This is a genomic window from Nostoc sp. UCD121 (genome assembly GCF_014222285.1).
GTDB lineage: Bacteria > Cyanobacteriota > Cyanobacteriia > Cyanobacteriales > Nostocaceae > Nostoc.
This window is the reverse complement of sequence record NZ_JACKZS010000029.1, coordinates 15795-40930: the sequence shown is the minus strand read 5'-3', so window position 1 is coordinate 40930 and position 25136 is coordinate 15795. Positions and strand designations below refer to the sequence as shown.

The 25136-nt window shown below is 42.0% G+C and carries 21 protein-coding genes; 11 read left to right on the top strand and 10 right to left on the bottom strand.

Annotation, left to right across the window (positions count from 1 at the left end):
* Nucleotides 1–311 precede the first annotated feature (311 nt).
* The 3 genes from GNF10_RS09125 to GNF10_RS09115 form a co-directional block, all read right to left on the bottom strand.
* The gene (locus GNF10_RS09125; protein ID WP_185585594.1) at nucleotides 312–1667 is read right to left on the bottom strand and encodes a Rieske 2Fe-2S domain-containing protein; all 1356 of its coding nucleotides are present in this window, start codon (nucleotides 1665–1667) and stop codon (nucleotides 312–314) included.
* 115 nt (nucleotides 1668–1782) lie between these two features.
* Complete coding sequence (locus GNF10_RS09120; protein WP_185585593.1) at nucleotides 1783–2379, bottom strand: NTP transferase domain-containing protein; 597 nt, start codon at nucleotides 2377–2379, stop codon at nucleotides 1783–1785.
* Between the two features lie 480 nt (nucleotides 2380–2859).
* Nucleotides 2860–3309, bottom strand: coding sequence for a sulfur transferase domain-containing protein (locus tag GNF10_RS09115; protein WP_185585592.1), 450 nt, complete (start codon nucleotides 3307–3309; stop codon nucleotides 2860–2862).
* Between the two features lie 310 nt (nucleotides 3310–3619).
* Here GNF10_RS09115 and GNF10_RS09110 point away from each other — a divergent pair, with 310 nt between their 5' ends.
* The 3 genes from GNF10_RS09110 (at nucleotide 3620) to GNF10_RS09100 (ending at nucleotide 6699) form a co-directional block, all read left to right on the top strand.
* On the top strand, nucleotides 3620–4369 hold the full coding sequence (locus GNF10_RS09110; RefSeq protein ID WP_185585591.1) for a hypothetical protein: 750 nt from the start codon (nucleotides 3620–3622) through the stop codon (nucleotides 4367–4369).
* Between the two features lie 65 nt (nucleotides 4370–4434).
* A complete protein-coding gene (locus GNF10_RS09105) occupies nucleotides 4435–6189 on the top strand; it encodes an asparagine synthetase B (RefSeq protein WP_185585590.1) in 1755 nt (584 codons plus the stop codon).
* A gap of 261 nt (nucleotides 6190–6450) precedes the next feature.
* Nucleotides 6451–6699: a hypothetical protein gene (locus GNF10_RS09100; protein WP_185585589.1), complete on the top strand. Its 249-nt coding sequence runs from the start codon at nucleotides 6451–6453 to the stop codon at nucleotides 6697–6699.
* A 69-nt stretch (nucleotides 6700–6768) separates the two neighbouring features.
* Here GNF10_RS09100 and GNF10_RS09095 read toward each other — a convergent pair whose 3' ends face one another.
* Nucleotides 6769–7800, bottom strand: a complete 1032-nt coding sequence (locus GNF10_RS09095; RefSeq protein ID WP_185585588.1) for a VOC family protein — start codon at nucleotides 7798–7800, stop codon at nucleotides 6769–6771.
* A gap of 199 nt (nucleotides 7801–7999) precedes the next feature.
* Here GNF10_RS09095 and GNF10_RS09090 point away from each other — a divergent pair, with 199 nt between their 5' ends.
* From GNF10_RS09090 to msrB, 5 genes are all read left to right on the top strand, one after another.
* Nucleotides 8000–8623 (top strand): DUF3859 domain-containing protein, encoded by a 624-nt coding sequence (locus tag GNF10_RS09090; protein ID WP_185585587.1) that lies wholly within the window; start codon nucleotides 8000–8002, stop codon nucleotides 8621–8623.
* Between the two features lie 6 nt (nucleotides 8624–8629).
* Nucleotides 8630–10462 carry an asparagine synthetase B gene (locus tag GNF10_RS09085; RefSeq protein ID WP_185585586.1) on the top strand — a complete coding sequence of 611 codons (1833 nt, stop codon included), beginning with the start codon at nucleotides 8630–8632 and terminating at the stop codon, nucleotides 10460–10462.
* Nucleotides 10414–11721, top strand: a complete 1308-nt coding sequence (locus tag GNF10_RS09080; protein ID WP_260446156.1) for a decarboxylase — start codon at nucleotides 10414–10416, stop codon at nucleotides 11719–11721. The genes GNF10_RS09085 and GNF10_RS09080 overlap by 49 nt, the downstream gene beginning before the upstream one ends.
* 111 nt (nucleotides 11722–11832) lie before the next feature.
* Complete coding sequence (locus GNF10_RS09075; RefSeq protein ID WP_185607144.1) at nucleotides 11833–13134, top strand: hypothetical protein; 1302 nt, start codon at nucleotides 11833–11835, stop codon at nucleotides 13132–13134.
* A 241-nt stretch (nucleotides 13135–13375) separates the two neighbouring features.
* Nucleotides 13376–13870: a peptide-methionine (R)-S-oxide reductase MsrB gene (msrB, locus tag GNF10_RS09070; protein ID WP_114085776.1), complete on the top strand. Its 495-nt coding sequence runs from the start codon at nucleotides 13376–13378 to the stop codon at nucleotides 13868–13870.
* A 156-nt stretch (nucleotides 13871–14026) separates the two neighbouring features.
* On the opposite strand, the gene murI is transcribed toward msrB, so the two are convergent.
* The 5 genes from murI to GNF10_RS09045 form a co-directional block, all read right to left on the bottom strand.
* On the bottom strand, nucleotides 14027–14893 hold the full coding sequence (gene murI / locus GNF10_RS09065; RefSeq protein ID WP_185584581.1) for a glutamate racemase: 867 nt from the start codon (nucleotides 14891–14893) through the stop codon (nucleotides 14027–14029).
* A gap of 128 nt (nucleotides 14894–15021) precedes the next feature.
* Nucleotides 15022–16911 carry an N-acetylmuramoyl-L-alanine amidase gene (locus GNF10_RS09060; RefSeq protein WP_185584583.1) on the bottom strand — a complete coding sequence of 630 codons (1890 nt, stop codon included), beginning with the start codon at nucleotides 16909–16911 and terminating at the stop codon, nucleotides 15022–15024.
* A gap of 314 nt (nucleotides 16912–17225) precedes the next feature.
* Nucleotides 17226–19118: an N-acetylmuramoyl-L-alanine amidase gene (locus GNF10_RS09055; RefSeq protein ID WP_185584585.1), complete on the bottom strand. Its 1893-nt coding sequence runs from the start codon at nucleotides 19116–19118 to the stop codon at nucleotides 17226–17228.
* Between the two features lie 594 nt (nucleotides 19119–19712).
* The gene (locus GNF10_RS09050; protein WP_185584587.1) at nucleotides 19713–21191 is read right to left on the bottom strand and encodes a cation:proton antiporter; all 1479 of its coding nucleotides are present in this window, start codon (nucleotides 21189–21191) and stop codon (nucleotides 19713–19715) included.
* A gap of 199 nt (nucleotides 21192–21390) precedes the next feature.
* On the bottom strand, nucleotides 21391–21591 hold the full coding sequence (locus tag GNF10_RS09045; protein WP_185584589.1) for a hypothetical protein: 201 nt from the start codon (nucleotides 21589–21591) through the stop codon (nucleotides 21391–21393).
* Nucleotides 21592–21620: 29 nt separating this feature from the next.
* Here GNF10_RS09045 and GNF10_RS09040 point away from each other — a divergent pair, with 29 nt between their 5' ends.
* Nucleotides 21621–22361, top strand: coding sequence for an SIMPL domain-containing protein (locus GNF10_RS09040; protein ID WP_185584591.1), 741 nt, complete (start codon nucleotides 21621–21623; stop codon nucleotides 22359–22361).
* 129 nt (nucleotides 22362–22490) lie between these two features.
* Here GNF10_RS09040 and GNF10_RS09035 read toward each other — a convergent pair whose 3' ends face one another.
* On the bottom strand, nucleotides 22491–22850 hold the full coding sequence (locus tag GNF10_RS09035) for a single-stranded DNA-binding protein (protein WP_012408517.1): 360 nt from the start codon (nucleotides 22848–22850) through the stop codon (nucleotides 22491–22493).
* 363 nt (nucleotides 22851–23213) lie between these two features.
* Here GNF10_RS09035 and GNF10_RS09030 point away from each other — a divergent pair, with 363 nt between their 5' ends.
* Nucleotides 23214–24221 (top strand): rod shape-determining protein, encoded by a 1008-nt coding sequence (locus GNF10_RS09030; RefSeq protein ID WP_094330992.1) that lies wholly within the window; start codon nucleotides 23214–23216, stop codon nucleotides 24219–24221.
* A gap of 88 nt (nucleotides 24222–24309) precedes the next feature.
* Complete coding sequence (gene mreC, locus GNF10_RS09025; RefSeq protein ID WP_185584593.1) at nucleotides 24310–25119, top strand: rod shape-determining protein MreC; 810 nt, start codon at nucleotides 24310–24312, stop codon at nucleotides 25117–25119.
* The last annotated feature ends 17 nt before the right edge of the window (nucleotides 25120–25136 follow it).

Sequence of the window (25136 nt, the reverse complement as noted above, 5' to 3'; positions counted from 1 at the left end):
TTCCCATTATCAATGGTCACATTAATAAACAATTATCTGAAATTAAGAGGTTTAATACCCATTTCCTGCTGACTTTTCACGGGTTCTGGAAAACATCTCTCTTTCTAGGCTACGGTGTACACATAAGTCTTTTAAAGTTGTTTTGATCCACTCCACCCAGTGCCGCGATAAATTGGGGGCAAAAACCTCTCAAAGTTCTCCAATTTATCGGAGGATTTAGGAGGAACTACAAAATTTTGGTTTTGTAGAGAGATGTGTATACACCTTAGCCTAGAAGGAGAGAGACTTTGAATTTCCTCCCAGTCAGGATTTTAGTGACGAGTGTAGGAACGCTCAAAGTGAGTTTTGAGTGTCTGAGCCATAGCGGATATTACAATTGCTGTTATAGAAACCGATATTGCTGCTATTCTGATTCTAGAATCATCTGCAAGTATCCCTACAGCAGCTAAAGCGATCGCTACCCCTATACAACTTTGTCTGATTTTATTTGTCACTTGATAAGCTTGATTACAGGAATGACAAATAATTGTATGTTGCGAAAATCGGTCTAATGTTATCAACTTCTCATCAGACTCGCTATTACCGACATTTTTTGAGGTGGAATAACCTTGATAAAACGGCAAAGATGCTCCAAATTTATCTAGCCACTTGCGATACTCAACCACTAAAGTATCAGATGTCTTCAGAGGTAAATACACTTCTTTGAGATTTTTTTTCAAACGCTCAATTTGTGCTTTTTGTTCAACAACTAATTGCAAATCACCTTCCAATATTTTGTTTCTGATCAAGATGTGATCTAACCAAGGAGGCATCAGCTTAGTTTTTTGGGTATAAGAGTTACTATAATTCCTGATGAGAATCCGACATCTATTCTTACCTAGTGGAATTGAATACAAGGCTGTGCCCCCAAATTTACCTTGCTGTGCATTAGCAAATTTGTAAAGAATCAAATTAGGAGCAATGAAATCTAATGAAATCCAAGGCAGATTGGGTTTCCGTGTTCGTCGCCACCTTCCCTTAATCCCCTGAACGTTGCTTTCAATGACTTCTATTTCCAAAGCTTGGGCATCTTCTCGACTTCCCATGATGCCATCATGACTGATGGGAACATGAGCCGGGTCAATAATATTTTCAATAAAATAGCTTTGGTCGTAAGGTAGGTCACGTACATAGTCTAAGTTGAAGCATTCCGGGTTGTTCCAATCTGGTAGTGATGGAATTAGCTCATCAATAGCTGTTTCGGCTTCACCTGCCCACATCCAAATGATACCTTGACGTTCCAAGACTTTAAAGGATGGCACGCAAGCATTTACCGGAATTTTTACATCGCTTGGTAACTGGGGAATGTGTAGACATTGACCATTATTGCCAAACTGCCAACCGTGGTACGAACATTCTATTTTGCCGTCAATAATTTGTCCATCAGAAAGTCTAGCTGCACGGTGAGAACAACGATCTGTTAAACAGACAAGCTGTCCATTTTGGTCTTTGAACAAAACGAAGGGTTCTTCGTATAACGAAAAAGTATAAGGACGATTTGTAGGCAAATCTTGCAGAAAACAAACAGGATACCAAGATTGTCTCCAGTTAAATTCTTGCTGATTCTCAGGTGTTTCAAAGGTAGAATTTGATGATGTCGCCTGTAGTGTCTCTGTTTCTAATGTCATCGTTTTCTCCAGGTTTATGCCATTCTAACTTTTATAGAAAACTCCTATTTAATTTTTGAACATAAAATTACACATAACGCCTAATTTTTACCCAACAAACGATAATTCTGACTTCTTAATTATTCTTCAACAAAAGCTGCTCATAATCATCTGGAGTATCTAAGTCGAATACACCTTCTGAGAAAGGAATGGCTAAAGCTTCTTGAAAATATTTTTTAATTATATGTTTTGCACCATCTGTACCACTTAGTGTAGTTAGTTTTGCAAATAAAGTGCGGTTAAATAATGCAGGAACACCTAGAGTGTCTGCATATTGTGACGCAACGATTGGATTAAGAGTAGTTTCGTGAACTTCAACAAGTTGATTGATGAGTTGCGGTGAAATAAAAGGTTGATCGCATACCATCAAAACAACAGCTTTTGCTTCTTTGCTGATTATATTCAGAGCTTCTATGCCAACACGAATAGAGGTACTTATTCCCTCACTAAAAAGTGGATTTTCTACAATATGTACTTGTTCTGAGTTAATCTCTGGTTTGATGCGTTCAGCGTATGACCCTAATACAACGATAATTGGGTGGCAAACTGAAGCGTTCGCCACTTGAATTACATGCCTAATCAAACTCTGTTCACCGTAACGTAGAAGTTGTTTTGGTGTTCCCATACGAGTGGATGCACCAGCAGCAAGAATAATTAGACCGACATCAGACATTTGATTTTATCTCCATGAATTGAGCCAAGTCGTGACCTCAGCATTCCACCAGTGCGATTTGCCAGCACTGCTTGAATTTCTGCTACGATTGACAGTGCGATCGCTTCTGTTGAATCTGCACATCTGAATACTTATGGAGAAAAGGAATAAGCTTTTCTCCATAAGCATTGCAGTGATTTGTGCTATTAAGTAGTGAATAGTTTAGGCGATCGCTATCTCTTGAAGAGATTGTCCGAATATTTCTTGTAGGTATAAAAAGCTTACTCGTTTATGAAACACTCTTTTTTATCTGAATAAGCTAACACGATAGCTCTACTGTGGCAATTCTCAAGTAGAAGTTTAGTCAAAGTTGGGGATTAAGGAAGCAAGCCTCTCTCACCAGAGTTAAAACAGTATTAACCTTTCTGGCAAATTTCTGAAACATTACCCAAATGCAATATCACGATCGCCCCAGTGTGACTGGTATTTTATTGCAAGTCCCTAACTTTGCTCTGCTTGCTTGGCAATATACTTCTCAAGCAGGAATTGCTTAAGGTGCGGTTGTTCTAAGTTTAAACCAAGCTCTTGCGCTTTCTGACTAATTTCTTCATAGGTCAGACCTTCGCTAATAGCATTTGAAATCAAGGCAATACCACCAGCCCTTGCTCCAGCCGCGCAGTGAATTAAAATTGGTTTGGGTAAATTTTCAATCTCCTGGATTGCTGCCTCTGTTAGTTCTTGATTTGCTTCTGAAGGCTTTAAAGGGATATTGGCATATTGCAATCCAGCAGCTTGGGCTTGCTGCTGTTCATCACCGAGAAAACCTGCTTCATCGGGAGAACGCAGGTTTAGCACCGACTTAAATCCCTCTTGGGCTGCCTGTTTTAACTCTTCAGGAGTTGGTTGTCCAGCAGCGCTCAAGTCTTTACTAACTTTTCTAGTATTGCTCATAAGATACACTAATTAGATAGGCTTAATGTAGTATATTAGCAATTTCGTTCAACAATCTAGGGTTTTCCTTAATTCAAGATTCTGTAATAGTTGGCTCAGATCAGAATGGCACTAAGATAAGCGCAAACCCGTAACTTAACTGGCTTTTGAGTGTAGGGAGTGTGGGGAGCCAGATTTCTTCCCCATCCTCCCACACTTCCCTCAGACAAAGGTTTCAGGTTTTCTTAGTGCCATTCGGCTCAGATCATTTGCCTATATGAGATAATTTCCTATTAATTATTTGATTCTGCACAAAGGAAATTAGCTCAATATGCGTATGCAGCAAAAAGCATCAAATTCTAACATAGAGCTACCAATTCATTTGTGTGCTAAAACAATTGCTCGACGTTTAATGACCGCAGTTATTTGCCTCACCTTAGCAGGCGCTCTAAGTGCCTACTTCTGGTTCACGGAGTTTTCCTTCCCAGCTAGCAAATGGTTTTACGAACTATTTAGCTTAGATGAAGAATTGAATATTCCTGCCTGGTATTCTGCATTTTCTCTATTATTTTGCTCGGGATTACTTAAAGCAATTACCGCTATTAAGACGGAAGACCGCTATTTCTCTCGCTGGAAAACCTTATATTTTATATTTGTATATTTGAGTTTGGATGAAGCATTTAGTTTTCACGAGCTTTTGATAATTCCGTCAGTGCGAGAATCGCTTAATCTCAATCCTATATTTTTCCAAACCTGGGTAATACCTGGTGCTATTCTAGTGGGAGTTTTTGCATTTAAATATCTAAAATTTTGGCTTCATCTCCCTTACAAAACCCGATATTTATTTCTGATTGCCGCAGTTGTTTATGTGAGCGGAACTTTAGGTATGGAAATGGTGGGTGGACTTTTGAGAGAAGATTTTGGGCGACGTGGGCTAATAACGTTAATTGGGATAGTGGTTGAGGAATTTTTAGAAATGACTGGAATTGTAATTTTTACTTATGCACTGTTAGCTTACCTTAGCAGTCTGAGAGAGAGCCTTAAAATGAAAATATATCTGTCTGAAAATGAATTTAAATAATTCATAATTCGTAATTCGTAATAACTATAGCAATCCGCTTTGATTTCTGTCATTGAAAATTTGCCATGCTATTTGATGCGTTTAAAAATCGTAAATCTCCTAAAATCGAATTTATCAAAACTGACCCAACCTGGCGCGTAGCTTGGGGAACAGTTGATGAAAGTTATGAAAATATAGCTTGGCGAGATGAAAAATTTTCTGTAGTTTTACCACGTACAACTTCTGGATTTCTGACGGATAAATTAGCAATCAGTTCTGGAGGACGATTTGTTGTTGTTGGCGATGTTTGGTTAACTAACCAAGTGCAATTACTGCAAAAGTTAGGGATTGAACCGGATAGCTTTCAAGGAAGTTATCTGCAACTAGTTGCCAATCTTTGGGAACCATGGGGTTTTGAATGTCTTCACCAACTTGTGGGGATGTTTGCGCTAGTGGTTTGGGATAGAGAAAGACAAGTATTGAAGTTGGTTCGCGATCGCATCGGTGTTCGGACTCTCTATTACACTACCACTGGTTCAGTTCGATGGATTGCGCCTCAACTGAGAACTTTATCACCTCACCGTTCATCTGATTTAGATTTGGTAGCGTTGCGAGATTATCTTTGTTGTGCATTTGTTCCAGGAGAAAGAACCCTTTGGGAACAGGTGCGCGAACTACGACCTGGAACCGTTTTAGAATTTCCCGACCACAAAGTTGAAGCTTATTGGCAGCTTCAAGAACAGATTGTAGCAATAGATCAACCCTTAGCATGGCATGGCGATCGCTTGCGAGAACTCCTAGACCAAGTTGTTCAAGAATATTTACCACCAGCAAACGAACCCGTCGGCGTTTTTCTTTCCGGTGGTTTGGACTCTAGCTGTATCACTGCTTTAGCAGCGAAATTCCACAAAGCACCAGTTCACACCTTCTCGATTCATTTCGGTTCAGAATGTCCCAATGAGTTAGAATTTTCCAGTCTCGTTGCATCCCATTGTCAGACGCAGCACCACATTTTAGAAATTACTTTTAAGGATATGTGGGAACGTCTGCCAGAAACAATGGCGTATTTAGATGACCCCATTGGCGACCCACTGACTGTTCCCAACCTTTTGCTAGGACGACTGGCGAGACAAAGCGTAGAAGTAGTTTTAAATGGCGAAGGTGGCGACCCCTGTTTTGGTGGGCCAAAAAATCAGCCAATGCTTATCAATAGTTTATATGGCTCTGTCACCAATCAGGATGCTTTGCAAGCTTATTTAATTTCCTTTCAAAAGTGCGCTGTTGACTTACCACAACTTTTAAAACCAGAAGTTTTGACAGCAATACAAACAGCACCTTGGGTTTTTGAAGAAGATTTATATTCTCAAGCCAGTTATCTGAATCGTTTGATGGCAATGAACATCAAATTTAAAGGCGCTGACCAAATTCTGACGAAAGTCAGTAACTTGACTCAAGCAGCCCTTTTGCACGGACGTTCTCCCCTATTTGATCAACGAGTAGTAGACTTAAGTATGGAAATTCCTCCAGAGTATAAACTTTCTGGGGTGGAAGAAAAAGCAGTTTTAAAGCAAGCTATCGCAAATATTCTACCAGAGGAAATTATTCATCGTCCCAAAAGCGGCATGATGGTGCCTGTGCAGTTAGGATTTCGGAAATATTGGCAGCAGGAAGCTAAAGATTTATTACTAAATCGAAATGCAGCTATCACTCCTTACTTGAACCAGTTACCAATTCGTAATTGGTTAAACTATCAAGGAGATACTTGGAGTCGTTATGGAGTAAAGCTTTGGTTGCTTGCAAGTTTAGAAATTTGGTTACAGGTGAATCAAAAAGTACGGTAGTAAAAACAAAAAATGAATACCGATAACTACAGCTAACTTTGGGAAACAAATAAGTTTGTACTAAAAACTTGAGTTTTTGTATCAATAAACACAAAAAAAATTAATACACAATAGCCCATTTCTGTCGTAATGCACTAGCCAATAAAATATTTTTTTGACTACAATATGAACTTCTTCTGGAATTAGAATTGTCTGCTGTGTATTTACACGTAGATAACAATCAAATCTAGAACTCTAATACAAATTACAGACAACAAAATAATGACACAACCTAACCCACAAGACAAAAATAGCTTTCTTTACCCTCGTAGTCGATATTATGGTAAATTCCAACCAGAGACTTTAGCATTTAATGCCAACCTCCAAGAATTTGCTCAAAGAATTACTTACATCTCTTGTCTAGAAACAGGGGGAAAACTATCCCCAGAAGAAGCTTACGAGCAAATTAGGGCGCTTTGGAAAGAGTTGAAACATAGCAAAAAGGAATTGTCTATTGGCGTAAATAAATGAAAACTAGTTTTTGGGCATTGGGTATGGGCAATACTTCAACTACGCTCAGTACAAGTGCCCAATGCCCAGTTAATTAACTTCCAGCAAAGTCCAGAAATAGCCATCTGGTGCAATAAAAGAGAAACTTGTCTCACCAAACTCATTACTAATAATACTTGTAACTTTTTGTACAGTACTTGCTTTAATGCGATCGCAATACTCTTGTATCCCCTTAACCCGATAGGTATATAAAGACATACCCAAGCTACCTGGTTGGGCTGCCTCAAAACGCGATTCTAAATTAATAGATTCTGGGAATCGAACAATATAAAGTCTACCACTGCGTGCAGCCATGAGGTCAGACTTAGAAGAACGCGGATCGTCAAAAGCAGTAACAATAAACTTTTCACCAGGGTTAAGGTCAAAAATATCTCGACCTGCTGGCGAAGATTCATAGCTAGTTTCGACATCATCACGCACACGCAGCAAACCTAAGACATCTTCATAAAACTTGAGGGTTTGTTTGCTGTCATCCTGAGAGATGATTCCTATATGAGTAAACTGACTAGCCTTAAGAGCAGCATTATGATTAACTTGCCCGTAATGCGGTAGTGTATAGCCAAAGCGTTGAAATAAAACTTGTCGAGCTAAGGGTTGAAGTAGCAACATTTCTCGGACACCAACTGCTGACTCAACAAAAGGACGGCTTTTCCTCTCTTTGTTGTAGATGACTTCCCAATAAGGATTAGAGTGTCTAATAGGAAAACCTGCGGCTTTTGCATCCTCTATATGATTTAAGATACTTAACACATCAGTCGTTAAGCTTGTCGCCCAGCGATTTCCCTTAATTTTCATCGATGCTATTCCCAAACCTTCATGGGTGGGTTTTTGCCAAACCATTAACCGAATCAAACCATGATCTGAATTTTGGTGGTAGAGGCGAATTGAGCGTAAAGACGAATTTACTCCATATAATTGATAGGCTATATCTGCGGTTAATTCACCCACTTGACCAATACGATAGCCAAATTGCTCCCAATACTGAATTGCAGAAATTGGTTCCGGGATGCCGATACAGACTTCATAGATACCTTCAATTGCGGTTTGTTGTTCTTGAGCCATAACAATTTTGGATTTTAGATTTTAGATTGGTCAAATAAATAAAGCTTTCGGAAAGATATCTCAGAAAGAATCGGAAAAGCAACAACTTTAGGTTGTAGCTTATGATGTACCTAGAAAAATGAGTATAGAGTTTTTCTAATTGCACGTAATCAAGATCAAGAATCGCCATCAATCAAGTTTTTTTAACAGGAGTTAAGCGATGACGCAACGACTGACTCAAGAGCAATTAGCACAAATAGTCACAGAAGTAGAAGGTCTGCAAGTGCGTCGAGAAGCGGAACTAGACCAACAGCAGGTTAGAGAAATTTTACAGGAGTTGAATTTACCGCCTGAGTTACTAGATGAAGCGCTGATTCAGTTAAATCGCCGCCAAGCGCTGGAGGTACAGCAGCACCGCAATCGATGGATTACCTCTGGAGTTGTGGCATTCTTAGTGATACTGAGTGCATCTACAATATTTTTCATCCAGCGACAGAATTCTGTACTCTCTCGTGTTTCTGCTCAACAAGACCGCATCACCTTGGTATCAAATACTGGCGGTGACTTGAAGACAATTTCTCGCCAAACCAATCCAGAAATTTTGTACCGTGTCACTTTAAAAGATGCACCTTTGGGTAAAAAGCTGGCTCTCTCCTGTAATTGGATTGACCCAAGTGGTCAAATTGCCAGGCAGAACAGTTATCAAACCCGCGAAATTAATACGTCTGTCTGGGATACGCAGTGCCGCTACACGATTAATCCGGCTGCAACTGTTGGCAATTGGAAGGTGCAGATGTTGCTGGAAGGTCGGCAGATTAGTGATGAAACCTTTGAAGTGAAATAAGTCCAGATGGGCAACATCCCGCATCACTTTCTTGGTTATTGGGGTTATGGCGCTCAACATGAGTTGGAGGCGCTGTTAAATAGGGTTCTGAAAAACCTCTCTCCAAACCTCTCCCCTTGTAGGGGAGAGGCTTTGAACTTTCCCCCTTCCCTGCAAGGGAAGGGGGTTAGGGGGTTAGGTCAGAAAAATAATTTCTCTCTACAAGAAAATTATCCTTTTTGGAATGTTGTTCATATAGGAATTGATGGAAATTGTCCACCGCTAAAAAATCAAATTGCTGCGATTTCGGCATCAGGATTATTAACTTCACCCGATGCTTGGGTAAGTCTCCAAGAAAATAACTGCCTAATTTTGGGTAGAGAACCTTTCGGAAAGATGCCCTTATATTGGACTCAGCAAGGACAAGTTATCTGGTTTGCATCACAACTGCAACTACTCTTACCGATTTTGCAACAGTCAGAAGTTAGCATTTCTGGGTTATATGGCTATAGCTGTTTTTCTTATGTTCCTACACCTTTGACCCCTGTTAATGGAGTGTTTGCAGTGACGGTGGGAACTGAATTAATTTGGCAGAGCGATTCTCAATCAGGTATTCTGCAAACACCTGAATCTAAAAAAATCCACTCGTGGCAAGAAGCGCCAGAACAGTTAACAGATGAAGCTACAGCAATTACTGAATTGCAAACCCTCCTTAAAGATTCCATTGAACGACAGATTGCCGATTTAAAGGATGAACCTGTTGCGGTATTTCTCTCTGGCGGACTTGATTCTTCAGTGGTGGCGGCGCTGTTGGTGCAAGCAGGGGTGAAAGTCCGCGCCTACACTCTAGATTTTGGTGATGTAGGTATTTCAGAATATCCATACTCTGAACAAGTTGCCCAGTTTCTCAAAATTCCGCTTATTAAAGTTGCAGTAACGCCAAGTTCGATCAAGAATGCCCTAATTCCTACTGTGCAAGCATTAGATTTACCCTTTGGAGATGGGGTGTGTGTTCCGTTGTATCTCTTATCTCAAAGGGCGAGTCAAGAAACTCAGGTAATTTTTAACGGCGAAGGTGGAGATCAATTATTTGCTGGTTGGACGAATAAACCTTTAATTGCCGCAGGTGTTTATCAGGCAGAAAATCCCGCCGGGCAAGAAACTTTTATCCAGCAATATCTCCGCACCTTTCACCGCCTTGGGGGATACGAATCTCAAGTTTATCAGCCGGAGGTTTACGCACAGATCCAAAATTTGCATCCTGAAGATTGGCTGTTGGCAGCTTTAGATCGCAATGAGTGTCCATCTTTGCTACATCGCCTCCGCCGTGCCAGTCTGATGCTCAAAGGGGCGCAAAATATCCATCCCCGTGCGACTACATTAGGGTTTGCTCATGGGTTGTGGGTGCGATCGCCTTTTTGTGATTTACCTTTAGCAGAATGGACATTCCGCCTATCTGGAGAACTCTGTTTGCAAGGAGCTTGTGAAAAATATATCCTCAAACGGGCTGTAGAAAATTGGCTCCCGCCTGAAATTGTCTGGCGACAAAAGCGTGGGATGGGGGTTCCCTTAACTTCTTGGTGTTTAAATGATTTTTGGCATCAGCTAGGCATCTGGCTCAATCCAGAAATACTTCGCGCTAATAATCACTTTTATCCTCATATCGCGGCACAAATCGTTGAAGGCAAACTGGGAGCAGCTATTCAAGACCGACGGATTGGTGAGACTCTCTGGTTACTTATTATGTGGCAACTTTGGCGATCGCATGTTTTAAATGAAGAACTAAGTAAACAGTCTTGGGATCATCCTTTTTGGTTACATCGTTGGCTATGGAGAAATTACAAGCGATGGCAAGGTTAGATAAAAGTGAGGAGTTAGGGAGTAGAGACGCGATTAATCGCGTCTCTACAGGAGTTGTGAATAAGCAATTAATCCTTTCATCTTTGCCGTTTTCTGGGGAACTTGCTCAGGAGTTGCTGAGTACTTATGGTTCTCCGCTTTATGTTTATAATGGCGATCGCTTGCATGAAACTATTGAACGCATTACTAAAGCAGTCAGTTATCCCCGCACGCAATTTCGGTTTGCAAGCGTTACTAATGGCAATATTGCGTTGTTAAAAATTTTTCGCTCATTTGGGTGGGGACTTCACGCTAATACCCCAGGAGATATCTACCTAGGATTGCAAGCTGGTTTCGATCCTAGTGAGATTGTTTACAGTGGTAGCAATTTGAATCGGGCTGAGATGCTACAAGTCTTAAATTGGGGAGTTACAACTCTCAATCTCGATAGCCTCGCTCAATTGCAGTTATGCTGTGAAGTTTTGCCCAAACAGAGAGATAAATCTATTCGGCTAGGTTTACGCCTCAATTTGCCCGAAATTACCGGAGATAGCCGCATTGGTGTGCGTCCTGAAGAATTTGGTGATGCGATCGCTTTAACTCATGAAGTTGGATTAAAGCTGAGTGGTTTACACTTCTATCGAGGGACTGGAACTAATGCCACAGCCGCTTTCACCCAGGTAATTGACACAGTAATCGCCATTGCACAAAAGTTACCAGATTGGGAATATTTAGATTTTGGTGGTGGTTTTGGCTACCCATATCACCACAACAAAACAGCCTTTGACTGGGAAATATTTGGCGCTGAGTTAACCGAGAGAATCACTCATTTAGGGCGGAAAATTGATTTGGTGATTGAACCGGGACGAAGTGCGATCGCAGAATGTGCAACTTTGCTTGCTCAAGTTGTTTCTGTAAAATGGCAAGGAGAAAAACAGATTGTCGGAGTTGATACCACCGTTGCCAATCTTTCAGTACCATCAGTACACGGCGGCTACCGAGAAATTATCACTTGGAAACAAGCAGACGATCCATTCACAACTGATATTTGTGGTAACACCACATATTCACGAGATTATCTAGGTAAAAATTGCCAACTTCCAGCGTTAGAAATTGGTGATATTGTTGCCATTCTAGATGTCGGTGCTTATGGTTATGCCATGTCGTCTCACTTTTTACACCGCCCCAAACCTGCTGAAGTCCTGCTAGAAAATGGCACACATCGCTTGATTCGCTGGCGGGAAGACTACAGTGTTTTACTAACAAATCAGGTGCTATAGGACTCATATTTGATTGTGTGAAAAAACTCCATACAACTCAAAAGCCTTTTTTCCTATTGCCTATTGCCTCTTGCCTTCCCAACAATTAATAAATAACATTGAGCAACCATTATGAAGTGCATTAACTGCGGAACTGACAATAAACTCAAAGACCGGACAGCTAATAAAGGTCGGTGTATAAAATGCAATCATCCCTTTGCTTTTGAACCGACCAGTATGAGTAGTGTTAAGATTACTGACCCTTTTTTTGCAAAGGCGATTGCTGATATTTCTGCAAATAATACCTTATTTTTCACTCCCAAGCAGCTTTTTTACTTATTAGATAGCCGGGTAAAAGTCAAGTCTATTTCAATATTTGGTTTGTTATTTATATATTTATTTTTTAATATTTGGGTACCAGGGTTTATAGGTGGCTTTGCTTCGTTAGTGTTTGGTGCTAATTCTTGGTTAATAGCATCAATTGTGTTTAATATATGCTTTTTATTGTTTCTATATAAAAAATCTATATCAAATAAAACAAATATTAACTCTCGCCAAAAATATGCTCGATGTTTCCAAATAATAGGAGGTATGATTATTGCTGTGGGAATTTATGCCAGCTTAATTATATATAACTCGTTTAGTCTATTTGTCATCGCCGTTATTCTAGGGATGCTATCGATATACTGGGGAACTAGACAGCTAGGACAAACTAAATTTGCACAGGAGTTTTTATTTTCTCAAAATGATTTTCAAGGTTGGTTAAACCAATGGCAGAAAATAAATGGTTCAATTCTTAAAATACTACCTTTTCCGCGTGAAGAAAATACACCAGCCATAATTAATCCTGATGTAACTGCTTACAGTTTTGATAGATTAGTAGTTTGCGATAGTGCTAGTATTGCTCAACTATTAATTGCTAATAATTTTCACTTTGAAAATAACTGTGCAATTCTCAGCATTACTGGATATCCGCAAAGCATTTTTGACACCACAATGCAAATGCTGCGCCGCAATCCCGATTTGAAAGTCTATGCAGTGCATGATTGCAATCCACGAGGAATTAGTTTAGTTCATAATTTGAGAAGCAATGCTAGTTGGTTTCTCAATAGCGAGATTGCAATTATTGATATCGGATTAACACCAAGTCAAATTATCGCTGCTAAACGCGGAATGTTCATTCAATCTTCTCGAGATTCGGCGCAAGCAGCTAAACAATTACCTCAAAAAGTTCGTCAAAGTTTGTCTGCTGAAGAATTAACATGGTTAGAATCTGGAAAGTTTGTGGAATTAGAATCTTTCTCTCCCCAAAGACTGATTAAAGTCCTACAAAAGGGTATTGCTGGCAGTCGAAATCTAGAAAGTGATGACAGTAACTTGCTTTTAGTAGGGGATACTGGTAATGATATGTATGTTGTTCAAAGTTTTGGTTAATCTAGCCATAATTCGTAGGCATAGCCCGTTGCAGACATCACATTAGTACTTACGCGAAACTAGACATGGTAGGGGCAATTCATGAATTGCCCCTACCTGAGAATAATTTTTTGTTTCTTAGCTAATTTTAATCACTTTATCAGCGCTAATTCAGAGCGATCGCTGATTATAGTGATTAAGTAGGGAATTCCGTACTGGAGTTGATTGCCCAGTTAACCGGAAAATAGAAAATAATAGATATATGGACAAACGATATTTTTTACAGGCTAGTGCGGTAATAGTCGGCACAGCATTGTTATCAAGGTATATCAACTGGGGGGCAAAAGCGATGACAACTTCTAATAGTGGATTTGAAATTACCAAACCAGAAGAAGAGTGGCGCACGATTTTAACGCCAGAACAGTTTAATGTATTGCGTAAACACGGGACTGAACGCCCTCACACCAGCGCATTAGATAAGGAGTACGACAAGGGTACTTATTATTGTGCCGCGTGTGAACTGCCATTGTTTACCTCTGATACCAAATTTAACAGTGGTACTGGCTGGCCCAGCTTCTTTAACCCGATTGAAGGTGCGATCGCTACTACTGTAGATAAGTCATTGTTTATGACCAGAGTTGAAGTACATTGTAGTCGTTGTGGTGGTCATCTTGGTCATGTTTTTGATGACGGCCCTGCACCCACAGGCAAGCGCTACTGTATGAACGGTGTTTCGCTGAAATTTACTCCCGCCTAATTTACGTTTCACTTTAAGGTTGATACAAATAGGTAGCAGAGGGACAAGGAGGACAAGACGAATAAGGGAAAATGATTAAACAAGTCTCTTCTTTGTCTCCCCCTCTCCCTTGTCTCCCTTGTCTTCCTTCTCTCTTCCCCCTGCCTCCTGCCTCCTTCAAAGAAGTTGGGAAATAGCGCTATCAGTAAAGCGAACCTCTTCAACCATCGGGGTATAACCTAGCCATTGCACTCCTGACTGGGAAAATTGTTGTGGACACCCGCTAACGGCGAAACGAGTTGGTAGTGGGAGGTGAGTATTTTTTAAGCCTAGCAAGTCTAACTCTTGGGCACAGGCTGCCACCACGTGAACAGCTGGGTCAACTAGCTTGACTTGAGAGGGGAGGAGCGATCGCAATACTGGTGTAAGGTGGGGATAATGGGTACAGCCATGAACTAAGGTGTCGATTTCTTGGTCTAGTAAAGGCTCTAAGTAGGCTCGCGCCACTTCAGCAGTGTAGGGGTCATGAATCCGATTTTGCTCAATCAGTGGCACAAACTCTGGACATCCAACTTGCCAAACTTGAACATCAGGAGCAATTTCGAGGATGGCGTGCTTATAAGCATTACTTTTCGCTGTAGCTGGAGTGGCAATTACACCAATGCGTTTTCCTTCCTGCACCGCAGCTTTTGCACCCGGTAGAATTACTCCTAAAATGGGTATGTTGAATTCTTGACGGACGGTTTCTAGGGCTAAGGCAGAACTAGTATTGCAAGCCATAATTACCATTTTTACCTGCTGCTTTTGTAACCAGGTAATAATTTCGCGCGTAAATTGTAAAATTTCTGCTTGTGAACGAATTCCATAAGGAAGTCGGGCTGTATCCCCAAAGTAAACAATTGATTCATTGGGGAGTTGCCGATATATTTGTCGCAGTACTGTCAATCCACCCACACCACTGTCAAAGATGCCAATTGGGGCACGTTGGGGTTCAAGAGCCGAAAAATCGTCTAGATTCGTTTCAAAGATCGAAGATGAATACACAGGCTGATATTAATTTAGGTTTTGGGATTTAAAATACAGAATTTAGCAGACAATCGGCTAATTGACCACTAAATTCTGCACGCCAAAGGATTCTAAATACCACCTTTTAATAAGTAATTTGTACTATGCTAACGCTGTAAGTATTTTAGGATGCCACGAGCGATCGCTTCTGCCATCTGATTTTGATACTCTCGTGATGCCAATCTGGGATTGTCTTCTCGACCACTCATATAACCTGTTTCTACTAAAATCGAAGGCATAGAGCTTTTTCTGAGAACGTAGAATCTGGCTTTGCGGGTTCCCCGGTCTTTGATTGTACCGATGTTTTGCAGAATGGTATTGCGAACCGCTTCCGCCAGAGCATAACCGCTATCGTAATAATATACTTCTAAGCCATTCACATCCGGGCGATTATCAACAGAATTAGCGTGAATGCTTACAAACGCAGTTGCATTAACTCGCTCGGCAATTTCTACCCGTCCCTGAAGTTCTACGAAAAAGTCAGCATCCCGCGTTAGTACCGCTTGTACACCATTTTGCTCTAAAATTGCTGCTACCCTTTTACCAATAGGCAGAATTACATCCTTTTCTAAAAGCCCACCTAAACCGGGAGCGCCTGAATCTTTTCCACCATGTCCTGGGTCAATCACAACTAGTAATTTCCCTCTTGGAACTGAGGGGCGCGGCTTTGGTTGAGATATAGGACGGGGATTATCTATGGGATTGGGGAATTGACCTTGGTTTGGCGATAAAGGAGGTAAATCAATGGGCTGCTGTGTAACGCTACCAGAGCGTTGTAATTCTAGAGCCAAAAGCTGGTCGCCAACTTGATTAAGTTCACCAATTCGCACTCCGGCTGCTGGCTGAACCAAGACGTTAACTGTATTAGATTCTTGAGGTTGCAGGCGGACTCGCAGGATAGGGCTATTAGAATTAAAAGTCGGGCCTGTAACTTGGGGAGCTAACCGAGCATTGTTGATGATAATGCGGTACAAACCAGAGCTTCTATCCCAGCCTCCTGTTGCAGATAAAGCTTGGTCTGCTCTAATTAGCAGTTGTGTGCCATTATTAGCCAGTTGCACAGACTCAATAGTCGCTGTACTAGATGGTATGGGGCGTGGACTATTATTACCTCCAGGGAACTGGGCAATGCCACGACTGGGCAAAAGCACAAAACCACTACTGTTACTATTAGTTGCTCGCCAATTTTGACTATTTTCATCCACCTGTAAAGTCATGCGAACAACAGATGGGCTTGTTTGTATTTGGCTGAACTGAATACGGCTGACACCATAACGATTAATCGCCAAATCGCGTTGCTCTAGACTTGGTGATAAAGTAGCGCTGGCAATGTCAATGTTAATTTCTCTTTGATCGTTGCTACGATTTACCTGAATCTGAGCATTACCACCATTGGTACGGATGAAAAACCCATCGCCTGTAACTTGTAAGTTCTCAATTTGAGTTACCCTGGCGGCAAGCATTCCGTTTTTAGGTGGATTAATAGGGCTGGTTCTCACCACGTTGTAAATATCTCTTGGTGAGAACACAGATGGAGATGTTCTCGGTGAAGGTTGTGTTGCTATAGCTTGTTGTTGCCCACCAGTATTTCTTGAGGGAACATTTTCGGCTATTGGCGTGGGTAATTGCACCATCCAGCGTTCGCCAGTTCTACCAACAAATTTTACTCCCTTGGGGTCTAAAGTATAACCAGGAGTCATTTCAACAACTATGCGCGTTGTTTGTTCGTCAAACTGCCCAACACGGATAGCACGAATTGCACCGCCCACCTGTTGGGTTAGTTGCGGACGGCCAAATGTTGTTCCTGGTAAATCAATTACTAAACGAGTGGGGTTAAAAATTAATTGTGCCTGGGGTTGAACATTCCCTACAGTATTTATTTCTAGGTTGTTTTGATTGACATCAAAACGCCAAGATTCAAGTTTCGCTGCCATTGCGGGCGACGATAGCATGAAGATAGTTCCAATAGTACTGGATAGTAACCAGCGTAATTTCACAGTCTTTTCTCCTGATTCACATTCATGGGAGCCGTCAAAATTTCAATATATTGGCAAATCCTCACACCATCACCGCACACACTTGAGTATTACGCTTTTATTAAGACACAGCTAATGGCGTAAAATATAGCACGCTCCTCTGATTTTGCCATGCCATCGATTAGCCCAGATAAATTTGACTTGTAAGCATCAGATGACAATAACAAAGATGCTACTCTTGTCCCGCCGCAATAATACTTAAATTGTTTTACTACTAAATTGGATAAAAACGGTAAAGATTAGATGTATTTACTCAATAATTTCGACTAAATTACTTATCTTCTCTTTAAATACTGAAGGATGCCACGAGCGATCGCATCCGCCATTTGATTTTGGTAAGCGGAGCTTCTGAGTTTAGCGTTATCATCTCGACCAGTCAAATAACCTGTTTCTACAAGAATAGAAGGCATGGAACTTTTTCTGAGAACAAAAAATCTGGCTCTTCGCACTCCCCTATCTCTGACATTTACGCCTTGGAGAATACTGTTATGTACAGTGCGAGCTAGACCCAAACCACTGTCGTAATAATATGTTTCTAAGCCGCTGACATCCGAACGACCAGGGCCAACTGCATTAGCGTGAATGCTAACAAACACATCAGCGTTAGCTCGCTCTGCCAATTGCACCCGTCCTGGAAGGGTGACGAAATAGTCAGAATCTCGCGTCATCACAACTTGTACGCCATTTTGTTGCAAAACCTGAGCTATTCTTTTGCTAATAGGCAAGATGATATCCTTTTCGCGTAGTCCCCCAAGACCTAATGCCCCAGGGTCTTTACCGCCATGTCCTGGGTCAATGAGGACTACCACTCGCCCATTAGTAACTCGGCGCTGTGGTTGCAATTGGGGCTGAGGATTGGGATTGTTTGGGTCTGGGAATGGCCCCCGGTTTGGTGGTGGTAGCCCAGGTAAACCATAGGAGGGTCTTCCGGGGAGGGAAACAATTCGACGAGAACCTTGTATTGGTATAGCCAAAAGCTGGTCGCCGATTTGCTGGGGTTGAGCGAGTTGTACTCCAGGTGCTGGTTGAACTAAAACAACGACTGTGTTGGCTGCTTGGGGTTGCAGACGTACCCGAAGAATGGGGCTATTGGGGGCAAAGGTAGGGCCTGTAACTCTGGGAGCTAACTTGGCATTGTTAATTGTGACGCGGAACACACCGGATGATCTATCCCAGGTTCCTGTAGCAGATAAAGTTTGGTCGGCTCTAATCAGTAGCTGTCTGCCATTATCAGCCAGTTGCACAGACTCAATGGTGGCTGGGGAGTCATTAGCAGCAGATAATCTGCTAGGGAAGGAGGGTGGTTGTGATTGATTGTCCGAATTACTACTTCCAGGCAATCTGACAACGCGACTAGGCAGAACCACCAAACCACCACTGTTACTATTACTGGCTTGCCAATCTGGACTATTTTTATCTACCCGCAAAGTCAAGCGAACGATAGGAGCTTGGTTTTGTAGTTGGGTGAATTCGACGCGGCTAATACCATGTTTGTTAACAGGCTGATTATTCTGTTGCGCCAAACGTGGTGATAAAGATGCGTCAGAGATATCTATGAAGATACTAGCGCGATCGCGGCTGCGAATTGTCTTAATCCCCGGATTGCCACCACTGGTACGGAGGAATAACCCATCGCCTGTTACTGTCAAGCCATCAATTTGCGTCGCCCCGCGTGTAGTAGTGGCAACCCTTGAAATACTAGGTTGCCGCTCAGAGTCTGGGGTAACGACAGTGTAAGCACTTCTGGGAGGTGAGGCGGGAAATGAGGCTACTCGATCAACTTCTGGTCTAGGTAATTGCACCGTCCAGCGATCGCCAGATGTCCCAACAAATTGGACGCGTTTGGGGTCTAAAGTATAACCAGGTGTCAGTTCGACAACTATGCGCGTTGTTTCTGTATCAAACTGCCCAACCCGGATTGAGCGAATTCCACCCCCAATCTGTTGAGTTATTTGTGGACGACCAAATGTAGTTCCTGGCAAATCGATTACCAGCCGAGTTGGGTTGAAAATTAATTGTGCCTGGGGTTGAACTGCTCCCACAGTATTAATTTCCAGCCTGTTTTGATTGGCATCAAAGCGCCAAGATTCAAGTTTCGCAGCCATTGCCGGCGACGATAGCATGAAGATAGTTCCAATAGTGCTGGGTAGTAACCAGTGTAATTTCACAGTTCTTTCTCCTAATTCACGTTCATGGGAGTCGTCAATATCTCAACTCATTGGTAAGTCATCACACCGTCACCACCTAAACTTGATCTTGATGCCTTGTTTGATTTTTAAGCTGGTATAAAGACACGCTTAAATCAGTTATCAGATTTCATATTTGCTTGAAATCCCAATATAAAATCTTCCACCTTTGGAGGTGGAGGAATCTGACTCCCAAGGAAGCTAGAAAACTAATAACTGATAACCGTTCACTGATAACTGTTTTTTGTTTTTTGCCATCAATGCACTAAGTAGATAATTCCCATTACTGTCAGACGATCTAGCAAAATTTATGGGTGTTACTCCCCAATTACCTGGAAAATATTCAGATAATGGCTCACAAGCCTAGGGATACTGGAAATAAATAACATTCCGAATGCGGGTAGAAATTATAAACAGACGATTATTCTACAATCAGATGGGACGGAAATTTGGAGAGAGAAGTTTCCACTTTATAATTGCAGAATCTTCAAAATACGGTGATTTTACTGAATTTAAAGTGCCGAGTTCTGAGAGAAAATCACTCAGAACTCAGTAAGAATTTACCCAATATTTTGATTAGCGATCGCCAGAATCTGGAGTTACTTCCAAATTGCCACTGTCATTTGATGCTGGCACCTTCGATTTAGGTGGTTCAATTACCAACGAGGTTCCAGAAGAACCATCTAAAACCAGTTGGTCTGAGCCTGCATCCACAGTTTTTGGATCTGGGAACACAAATCGTAACAAAGGAGGAGCTAAAAAGGTTGTCAAGATAACCATCATAATGATTGCCGCCCCTAGTGGTTTCGAAAGAGCGCCACTGGCTGCGCCAACACCAGCAAACACTAATCCAACTTCTCCTCTAGGAATCATCCCCACACCGATCGCTAAACGGTTGATTCCCGGTTGACCAAACACGCTTAAGCCTGTGATAACTTTACCGAGAATGGCTACTATGATCAGGAAAGTTGCCATAATTAAACCTTCTCGATTATCGGGAATTGCTGGGTTTAACACTCCCAAATCAGTTTTTGCCCCAACAGTCACAAAGAAAATTGGCACTAACATATCGGCAATAGGACAGACTTGCCTTTGCAGTTCTTTGCGCTTATCAGTCTCTTCTAGAACTAAACCCGCCGCAAAAGCTCCCAGAATCGCTTCTAAGTGGATGACGGCGGCAAGGTATGCCATAGCAAAGGCGAAGATGAATGCTGGTATTACCAGTCCACCGCGTGTTTTGAGTTGATCAGCGATCGCTACAAAGGATTTATTGAAAACATTCCCTAGTAGAATTGCTCCCAAAATAAAACCAGTGGCGCTGATAATCAAATAAATAACTTTGCTAACATCCACCACACCATCTTTAGCTAGGCTGGCAACTACCGCCAAAACGATGATTCCTAGAACATCGTCAATTACAGCAGCACCTAAAATAATCTGCCCTTCTTTAGAATTGAGCCGCCCCAACTCTGACAGCACCTTGGAAGTAATGCCAATACTAGTTGCAGTCAAAGCCGCCCCTGCAAAAATTGCGGGTACAGCAGCAATTCCAAATAAAGTCATCAGTCCCACAGTCCCAGCAGCAAAGGGTACTACTACCCCCACTATTGCTACAACGGTGGCTTGGATACCAACTGCCATTAAGTCTTTTAAGTTCGACTCCAACCCGATTTCAAACAGCAGGATGATCACACCCAACTCTGCCAAAACAGAAATGACCTCAGACTGGGCTGCAAATACTGCTGGAGTGGCTTCAGGACTTAAACCAGCAGTGATTTGAAGGAAGGACATGATCAAAGAGTTAGAACTGTCTGTGCTGCCTTCTGGAAACACTAAAAGGTGGAAAACAGAGATGCCAACTACCACACCACCTACTAGTTCGCCTAAAACGGGCGGCAAACCCACTTTGTTTGATAACTCTCCACCAACTTTGCTGGCGAGGTAAACGACTACTAAGCTTAGTAGCACTGCGGCTACTACCATTGAACTGTCTGCGGCTTCTGTTGCAGTAGCCAGCAGAGGAAAAGAGAAGTTAATTGGATCTAACAAATGCATGGGTTCTGTGAAAATCCTTCTCTTTGATTTTGACGTGTTTCTGAAAAACATCTATCTGTGGAGACGCTATTGGCAGGTTCAAAAGCTTAATTTGTACCACTTATCCACTCCATCAAGCGCTATCAGAAAACTTCGTAAACCTTTGCTACAGACAGTTTAGAAAGTTACAGTAAGTCAAAGTCGGTGAATGAATTTACCATCATGACAAAATCTTTAAAAATGTTGGTGTAATTTTTTTAGTATCAAAAAATGTAACCATTTCAGCTTTTGACGATCGCAGTGTCAAAGTAAGAACATAGAAATCGTATCTAGCGATCGCACTAAAGTTGTGAAAAACTTGTGGTGGCTGTTGACTCTCAACAACCACCAGAAGATTGCTAAATACGCTTATTAAAAACATCTGTGGATACTTTGAGGAGTGTAAATCTTATGACTAGAGCCGCTTTACCCGGTTCTCAGTTTCCATCTGGAAACTTGTGGAAAATACTGCCTTTAGCCCTGCTAGTATGTGCAACTTTTGTACTGCCTGCATTGGCGCAAGAGAAGGAGAAAATGTGGCGAACCCTTAGTGTCAGTGGTCGCGGAGTTGAAACAATTCCAACAACCTTGGCGCAAGTTAGCTTAGGAGTGGAGATTCAGGGGAAAACAGCAGAGGAGGTACAGCAAGAAGCCGCCCGGAAATCATCGGCTGTAGTTGCGTTCCTCAAAAGCCAAAATGTCGAAAAATTACAAACTACTGGCATCCGACTGAATCCAGTTTACAGTTACACCAATAATGTACAGAGGATTACAGGCTATGCTGCCAGTAACACGGTGAGTTTTAGAATTCCCACAGAGAAAGCTGGTACGTTATTAGATGATGCAGTGAAAGCGGGTGCAACACAAATTAATGGTATTAGTTTTGTTGCGAATGATGAAGCGATCGCAGCTGCTCAAAAACAAGCATTAAAAGAAGCCACCCAAGATGCCCGGTTGCAAGCTGATGCTGTTTTCAGTGCTTTGGGTTTCAAATCCAAAGAAATAGTCAGCATTCAAGTTAATAATGCCACTGCGCCTCCACCACCCATGTTTTTACGGGCTGAGGCTGCCAAAGTAGCTGATTCTTCCACTCCTGTCGTTGGTGGTGAACAGGAAGTAGAAGCATCGGTGACGTTACAAATTAGTTATTAGTCATTTGTCATTAGTCCTTTGTCATTTGTGAGGGCAAAGGACTAATAATCAATGCCCACTTGCCCTGAGCGAAGCCGTTCGCGTAGCGTCTCGCAGAGAAGGGATGCCCAATGCCCAATTCCCAATTAATTAAAAATGTTCTGAAGACATATCTCCACCGCCCTCTCCATCGCGCTTAGAGCCTAATAATTCTAGTTGGTCTACTCTAATAATTGGTGTAGAACGGTTTGCTCCTGTTTGGCGATCGCTCCATGTGTCAAACTTTAAGGAACCTTTGATGCCAATTAAGCTGCCTTTACGCACATAATTACCTGCTACTTCAGCCGTTTTATCCCATAATTCCAGAGTGAACCAGTCAGGTTCGTCGCTGTTGCGTGATCGCCGTTTTACCGCTAGTGTCAATCTACACTTAACACTACCAGACTCAAAATATTTTATATCTGGGTCGCCGCCTACACGGCCAACAAGGGTGACAATATTGATACTCATAGGTTTTACCTTTCAGTACAGGTGTACTTGTTAATTCCGACTTTCATCATAGCGAATTGTGAAACACTTGAAAATAATGTGTTAAACAGTTAACAATATAGTGGAATTGAAAAATTATACATAACTACTTGGAGAAACACATAAAAGTATACGGATATACTAAGCAAACCAGAGAATATCAAAAAACAAGGGCCTGAGACATAGTAAATATTCCTGGGAATCATATAAAAATATAGTTTAGTTTGCTGAACTCAGGATACAAAGATAATCGAATCCACTCTTACCGTTGTAGTCAAGAAGTATCGCACATAGGGGGCTTAGAGAAGCGTGGGTATTTTTAGGAACTTTCGCACATCATGGGATATGGGTATCGACCTCGGTACTGCTAACACCCTGGTTTATGTATCTGGGAAAGGTATTGTACTGCAAGAGCCTTCTGTAGTTGCTATCGATGTTAACGAAAAGGTAGCACTAGCAGTAGGAGAAGAAGCCAAAAAAATGCTCGGCCGCACACCTGGAAATGTGATTGCCCTCCGCCCCTTGCGTGATGGTGTAATCGCTGATTTCGATATAGCCGAGCTAATGCTGAAAAGCTTTATTCAGCGTGTAAATGAAGGCAAATCTCTAATTTTACCCCGAATTGTCATTGGTATTCCCAGTGGGGTCACGGGTGTAGAAAGACGAGCTGTGATGGATGCGGCTCACCAAGCAGGAGCAAGAAAAGTTTATCTAATCGATGAACCTGTAGCTGCCGCCATTGGTGCAGGACTGCCTGTTGCCGAACCCACTGGCAACATGATTATCGATATTGGTGGTGGTACAACCGAAGTCGCGGTGCTGAGTCTTCAGGGTACAGTAATCAGCGAATCAGTACGCATTGCTGGGGATGAACTAACTGATTCAATCATTCAGTATATTAAAAAAGTTCATAACTTAGTCATTGGTGAACGGACTGCTGAAGACATCAAGATTCGGCTTGGTTCTGCGTATCCTACCCATGATGATAATGATGCCATGATGGAAATCCGAGGCTTACACCTGCTTTCTGGTCTACCGCGAACTGTAACCATCAAAGGCCCAGAAATCCGTGAAAGTATGTTGGAGCCACTATCAGTAATTATAGAAGCTGTGAAGCGGACACTGGAACGTACACCTCCAGAACTAGCAGCAGACATTATTGACAGAGGGATTATGTTAGCTGGGGGTGGTGCTTTGCTCAAAGGCATAGATACCTTAATTAGTCATGAAACGGGGATTGTTACCCACATCGCCGCCGACCCTCTGTGTTGTGTTGTGCTGGGAACCGGTCGGGTGTTAGAAAACTTCAAACAGTTAGAACGGGTTGTTACCGAAAGCTCTCGCAATATGTAGCAAAAAAATATCATACTTGAGTTCTATTTGGGTTCTATATAAATAGAATCCAAATAGAACTTAATTGTATAAGTAGATAAAGGTATATATGGTTACAATACGGCGTTGGTGGGATCGTAAAGGCTTACAAATAGGGTTGTTAGCTCTAGTAGTTGGTAGTGCTTGGGTATTGAGACAAACTCAAGGTGAATTGGTGCTTGAGACATACCAGGCACTTACCCGTCCATTAGAGATGTTGCAGTCAGGGCCAACTCCAGAAGAACGTATCAGAGATGCCCGGATATTAGAATTGCAAACCCGTATAGTAGATTTGGAAAGTCAAAAGACAAAGCTACAAGATTTATTAGGCTATGTGGAAAAAGAGCCACTGGCATCACGGCCAATTCCAGCCAGGGTAGTAGGACGTAGTGCTGACCAGTGGTGGCAACAAGTTACTCTGAATCGCGGCGCGAATGCAGGCATTCAGCAAGGCTTTGTAGTCAAGGCCGATGGCGGATTAGTCGGTTTGGTGGAGAGTGTAACTCCCAATACTAGCCGCGTCTTGTTAATCAGTGACCTCAAGAGTCAAGTTGGTGTATCAGTTAGTCGCACAGCAGCTAAAGGCGTTTTGCGAGGAGATTCTTCTGCCGAAGCTGTGCTGGAGTTTTATGAAAAAGTCCCAAATGTCAAGATAGGAGATTTAGTTTCCACATCTACCTATAGTCAGAAATTTCCATCTGGCTTGGCAGTAGGACGAATTAAGTCGCTGGATTTAAAGAAACTTCCCGCATCAGTAGCGAAAATTGAGCTTTTTCCGCCAATCCGCTCTCTTGATTGGGTAGCAGTTTATCCAAAACCAGAAAACCAACAGCCGGAAAATGAAAAGTCGGCAAATCAACTGCCGCAAAAGTCTAAGTAAATTCTCCCTTGAAAATC

Coding starts and splice junctions, on each gene's coding strand:
- GNF10_RS09105 (WP_185585590.1), top strand. CDS start 4,435: ATGCTATTTGATGCGTTTAAAAATCGTAAATCTCCTAAAATCGAATTT.
- GNF10_RS09100 (WP_185585589.1), top strand. CDS start 6,451: ATGACACAACCTAACCCACAAGACAAAAATAGCTTTCTTTACCCTCGT.
- GNF10_RS09090 (WP_185585587.1), top strand. CDS start 8,000: ATGACGCAACGACTGACTCAAGAGCAATTAGCACAAATAGTCACAGAA.
- mreC (WP_185584593.1), top strand. CDS start 24,310: ATGGTTACAATACGGCGTTGGTGGGATCGTAAAGGCTTACAAATAGGG.
- GNF10_RS09120 (WP_185585593.1), bottom strand. CDS start 2,379: ATGTCTGATGTCGGTCTAATTATTCTTGCTGCTGGTGCATCCACTCGT.
- GNF10_RS09035 (WP_012408517.1), bottom strand. CDS start 22,850: ATGAGTATCAATATTGTCACCCTTGTTGGCCGTGTAGGCGGCGACCCA.
- GNF10_RS09045 (WP_185584589.1), bottom strand. CDS start 21,591: ATGTTTTTAATAAGCGTATTTAGCAATCTTCTGGTGGTTGTTGAGAGT.
- GNF10_RS09040 (WP_185584591.1), top strand. CDS start 21,621: ATGACTAGAGCCGCTTTACCCGGTTCTCAGTTTCCATCTGGAAACTTG.
- GNF10_RS09030 (WP_094330992.1), top strand. CDS start 23,214: ATGGGTATCGACCTCGGTACTGCTAACACCCTGGTTTATGTATCTGGG.
- GNF10_RS09095 (WP_185585588.1), bottom strand. CDS start 7,800: ATGGCTCAAGAACAACAAACCGCAATTGAAGGTATCTATGAAGTCTGT.
- GNF10_RS09115 (WP_185585592.1), bottom strand. CDS start 3,309: ATGAGCAATACTAGAAAAGTTAGTAAAGACTTGAGCGCTGCTGGACAA.
- GNF10_RS09050 (WP_185584587.1), bottom strand. CDS start 21,191: ATGCATTTGTTAGATCCAATTAACTTCTCTTTTCCTCTGCTGGCTACT.
- GNF10_RS09125 (WP_185585594.1), bottom strand. CDS start 1,667: ATGACATTAGAAACAGAGACACTACAGGCGACATCATCAAATTCTACC.
- msrB (WP_114085776.1), top strand. CDS start 13,376: ATGGACAAACGATATTTTTTACAGGCTAGTGCGGTAATAGTCGGCACA.
- GNF10_RS09075 (WP_185607144.1), top strand. CDS start 11,833: ATGAAGTGCATTAACTGCGGAACTGACAATAAACTCAAAGACCGGACA.
- GNF10_RS09085 (WP_185585586.1), top strand. CDS start 8,630: ATGGGCAACATCCCGCATCACTTTCTTGGTTATTGGGGTTATGGCGCT.
- GNF10_RS09110 (WP_185585591.1), top strand. CDS start 3,620: ATGCGTATGCAGCAAAAAGCATCAAATTCTAACATAGAGCTACCAATT.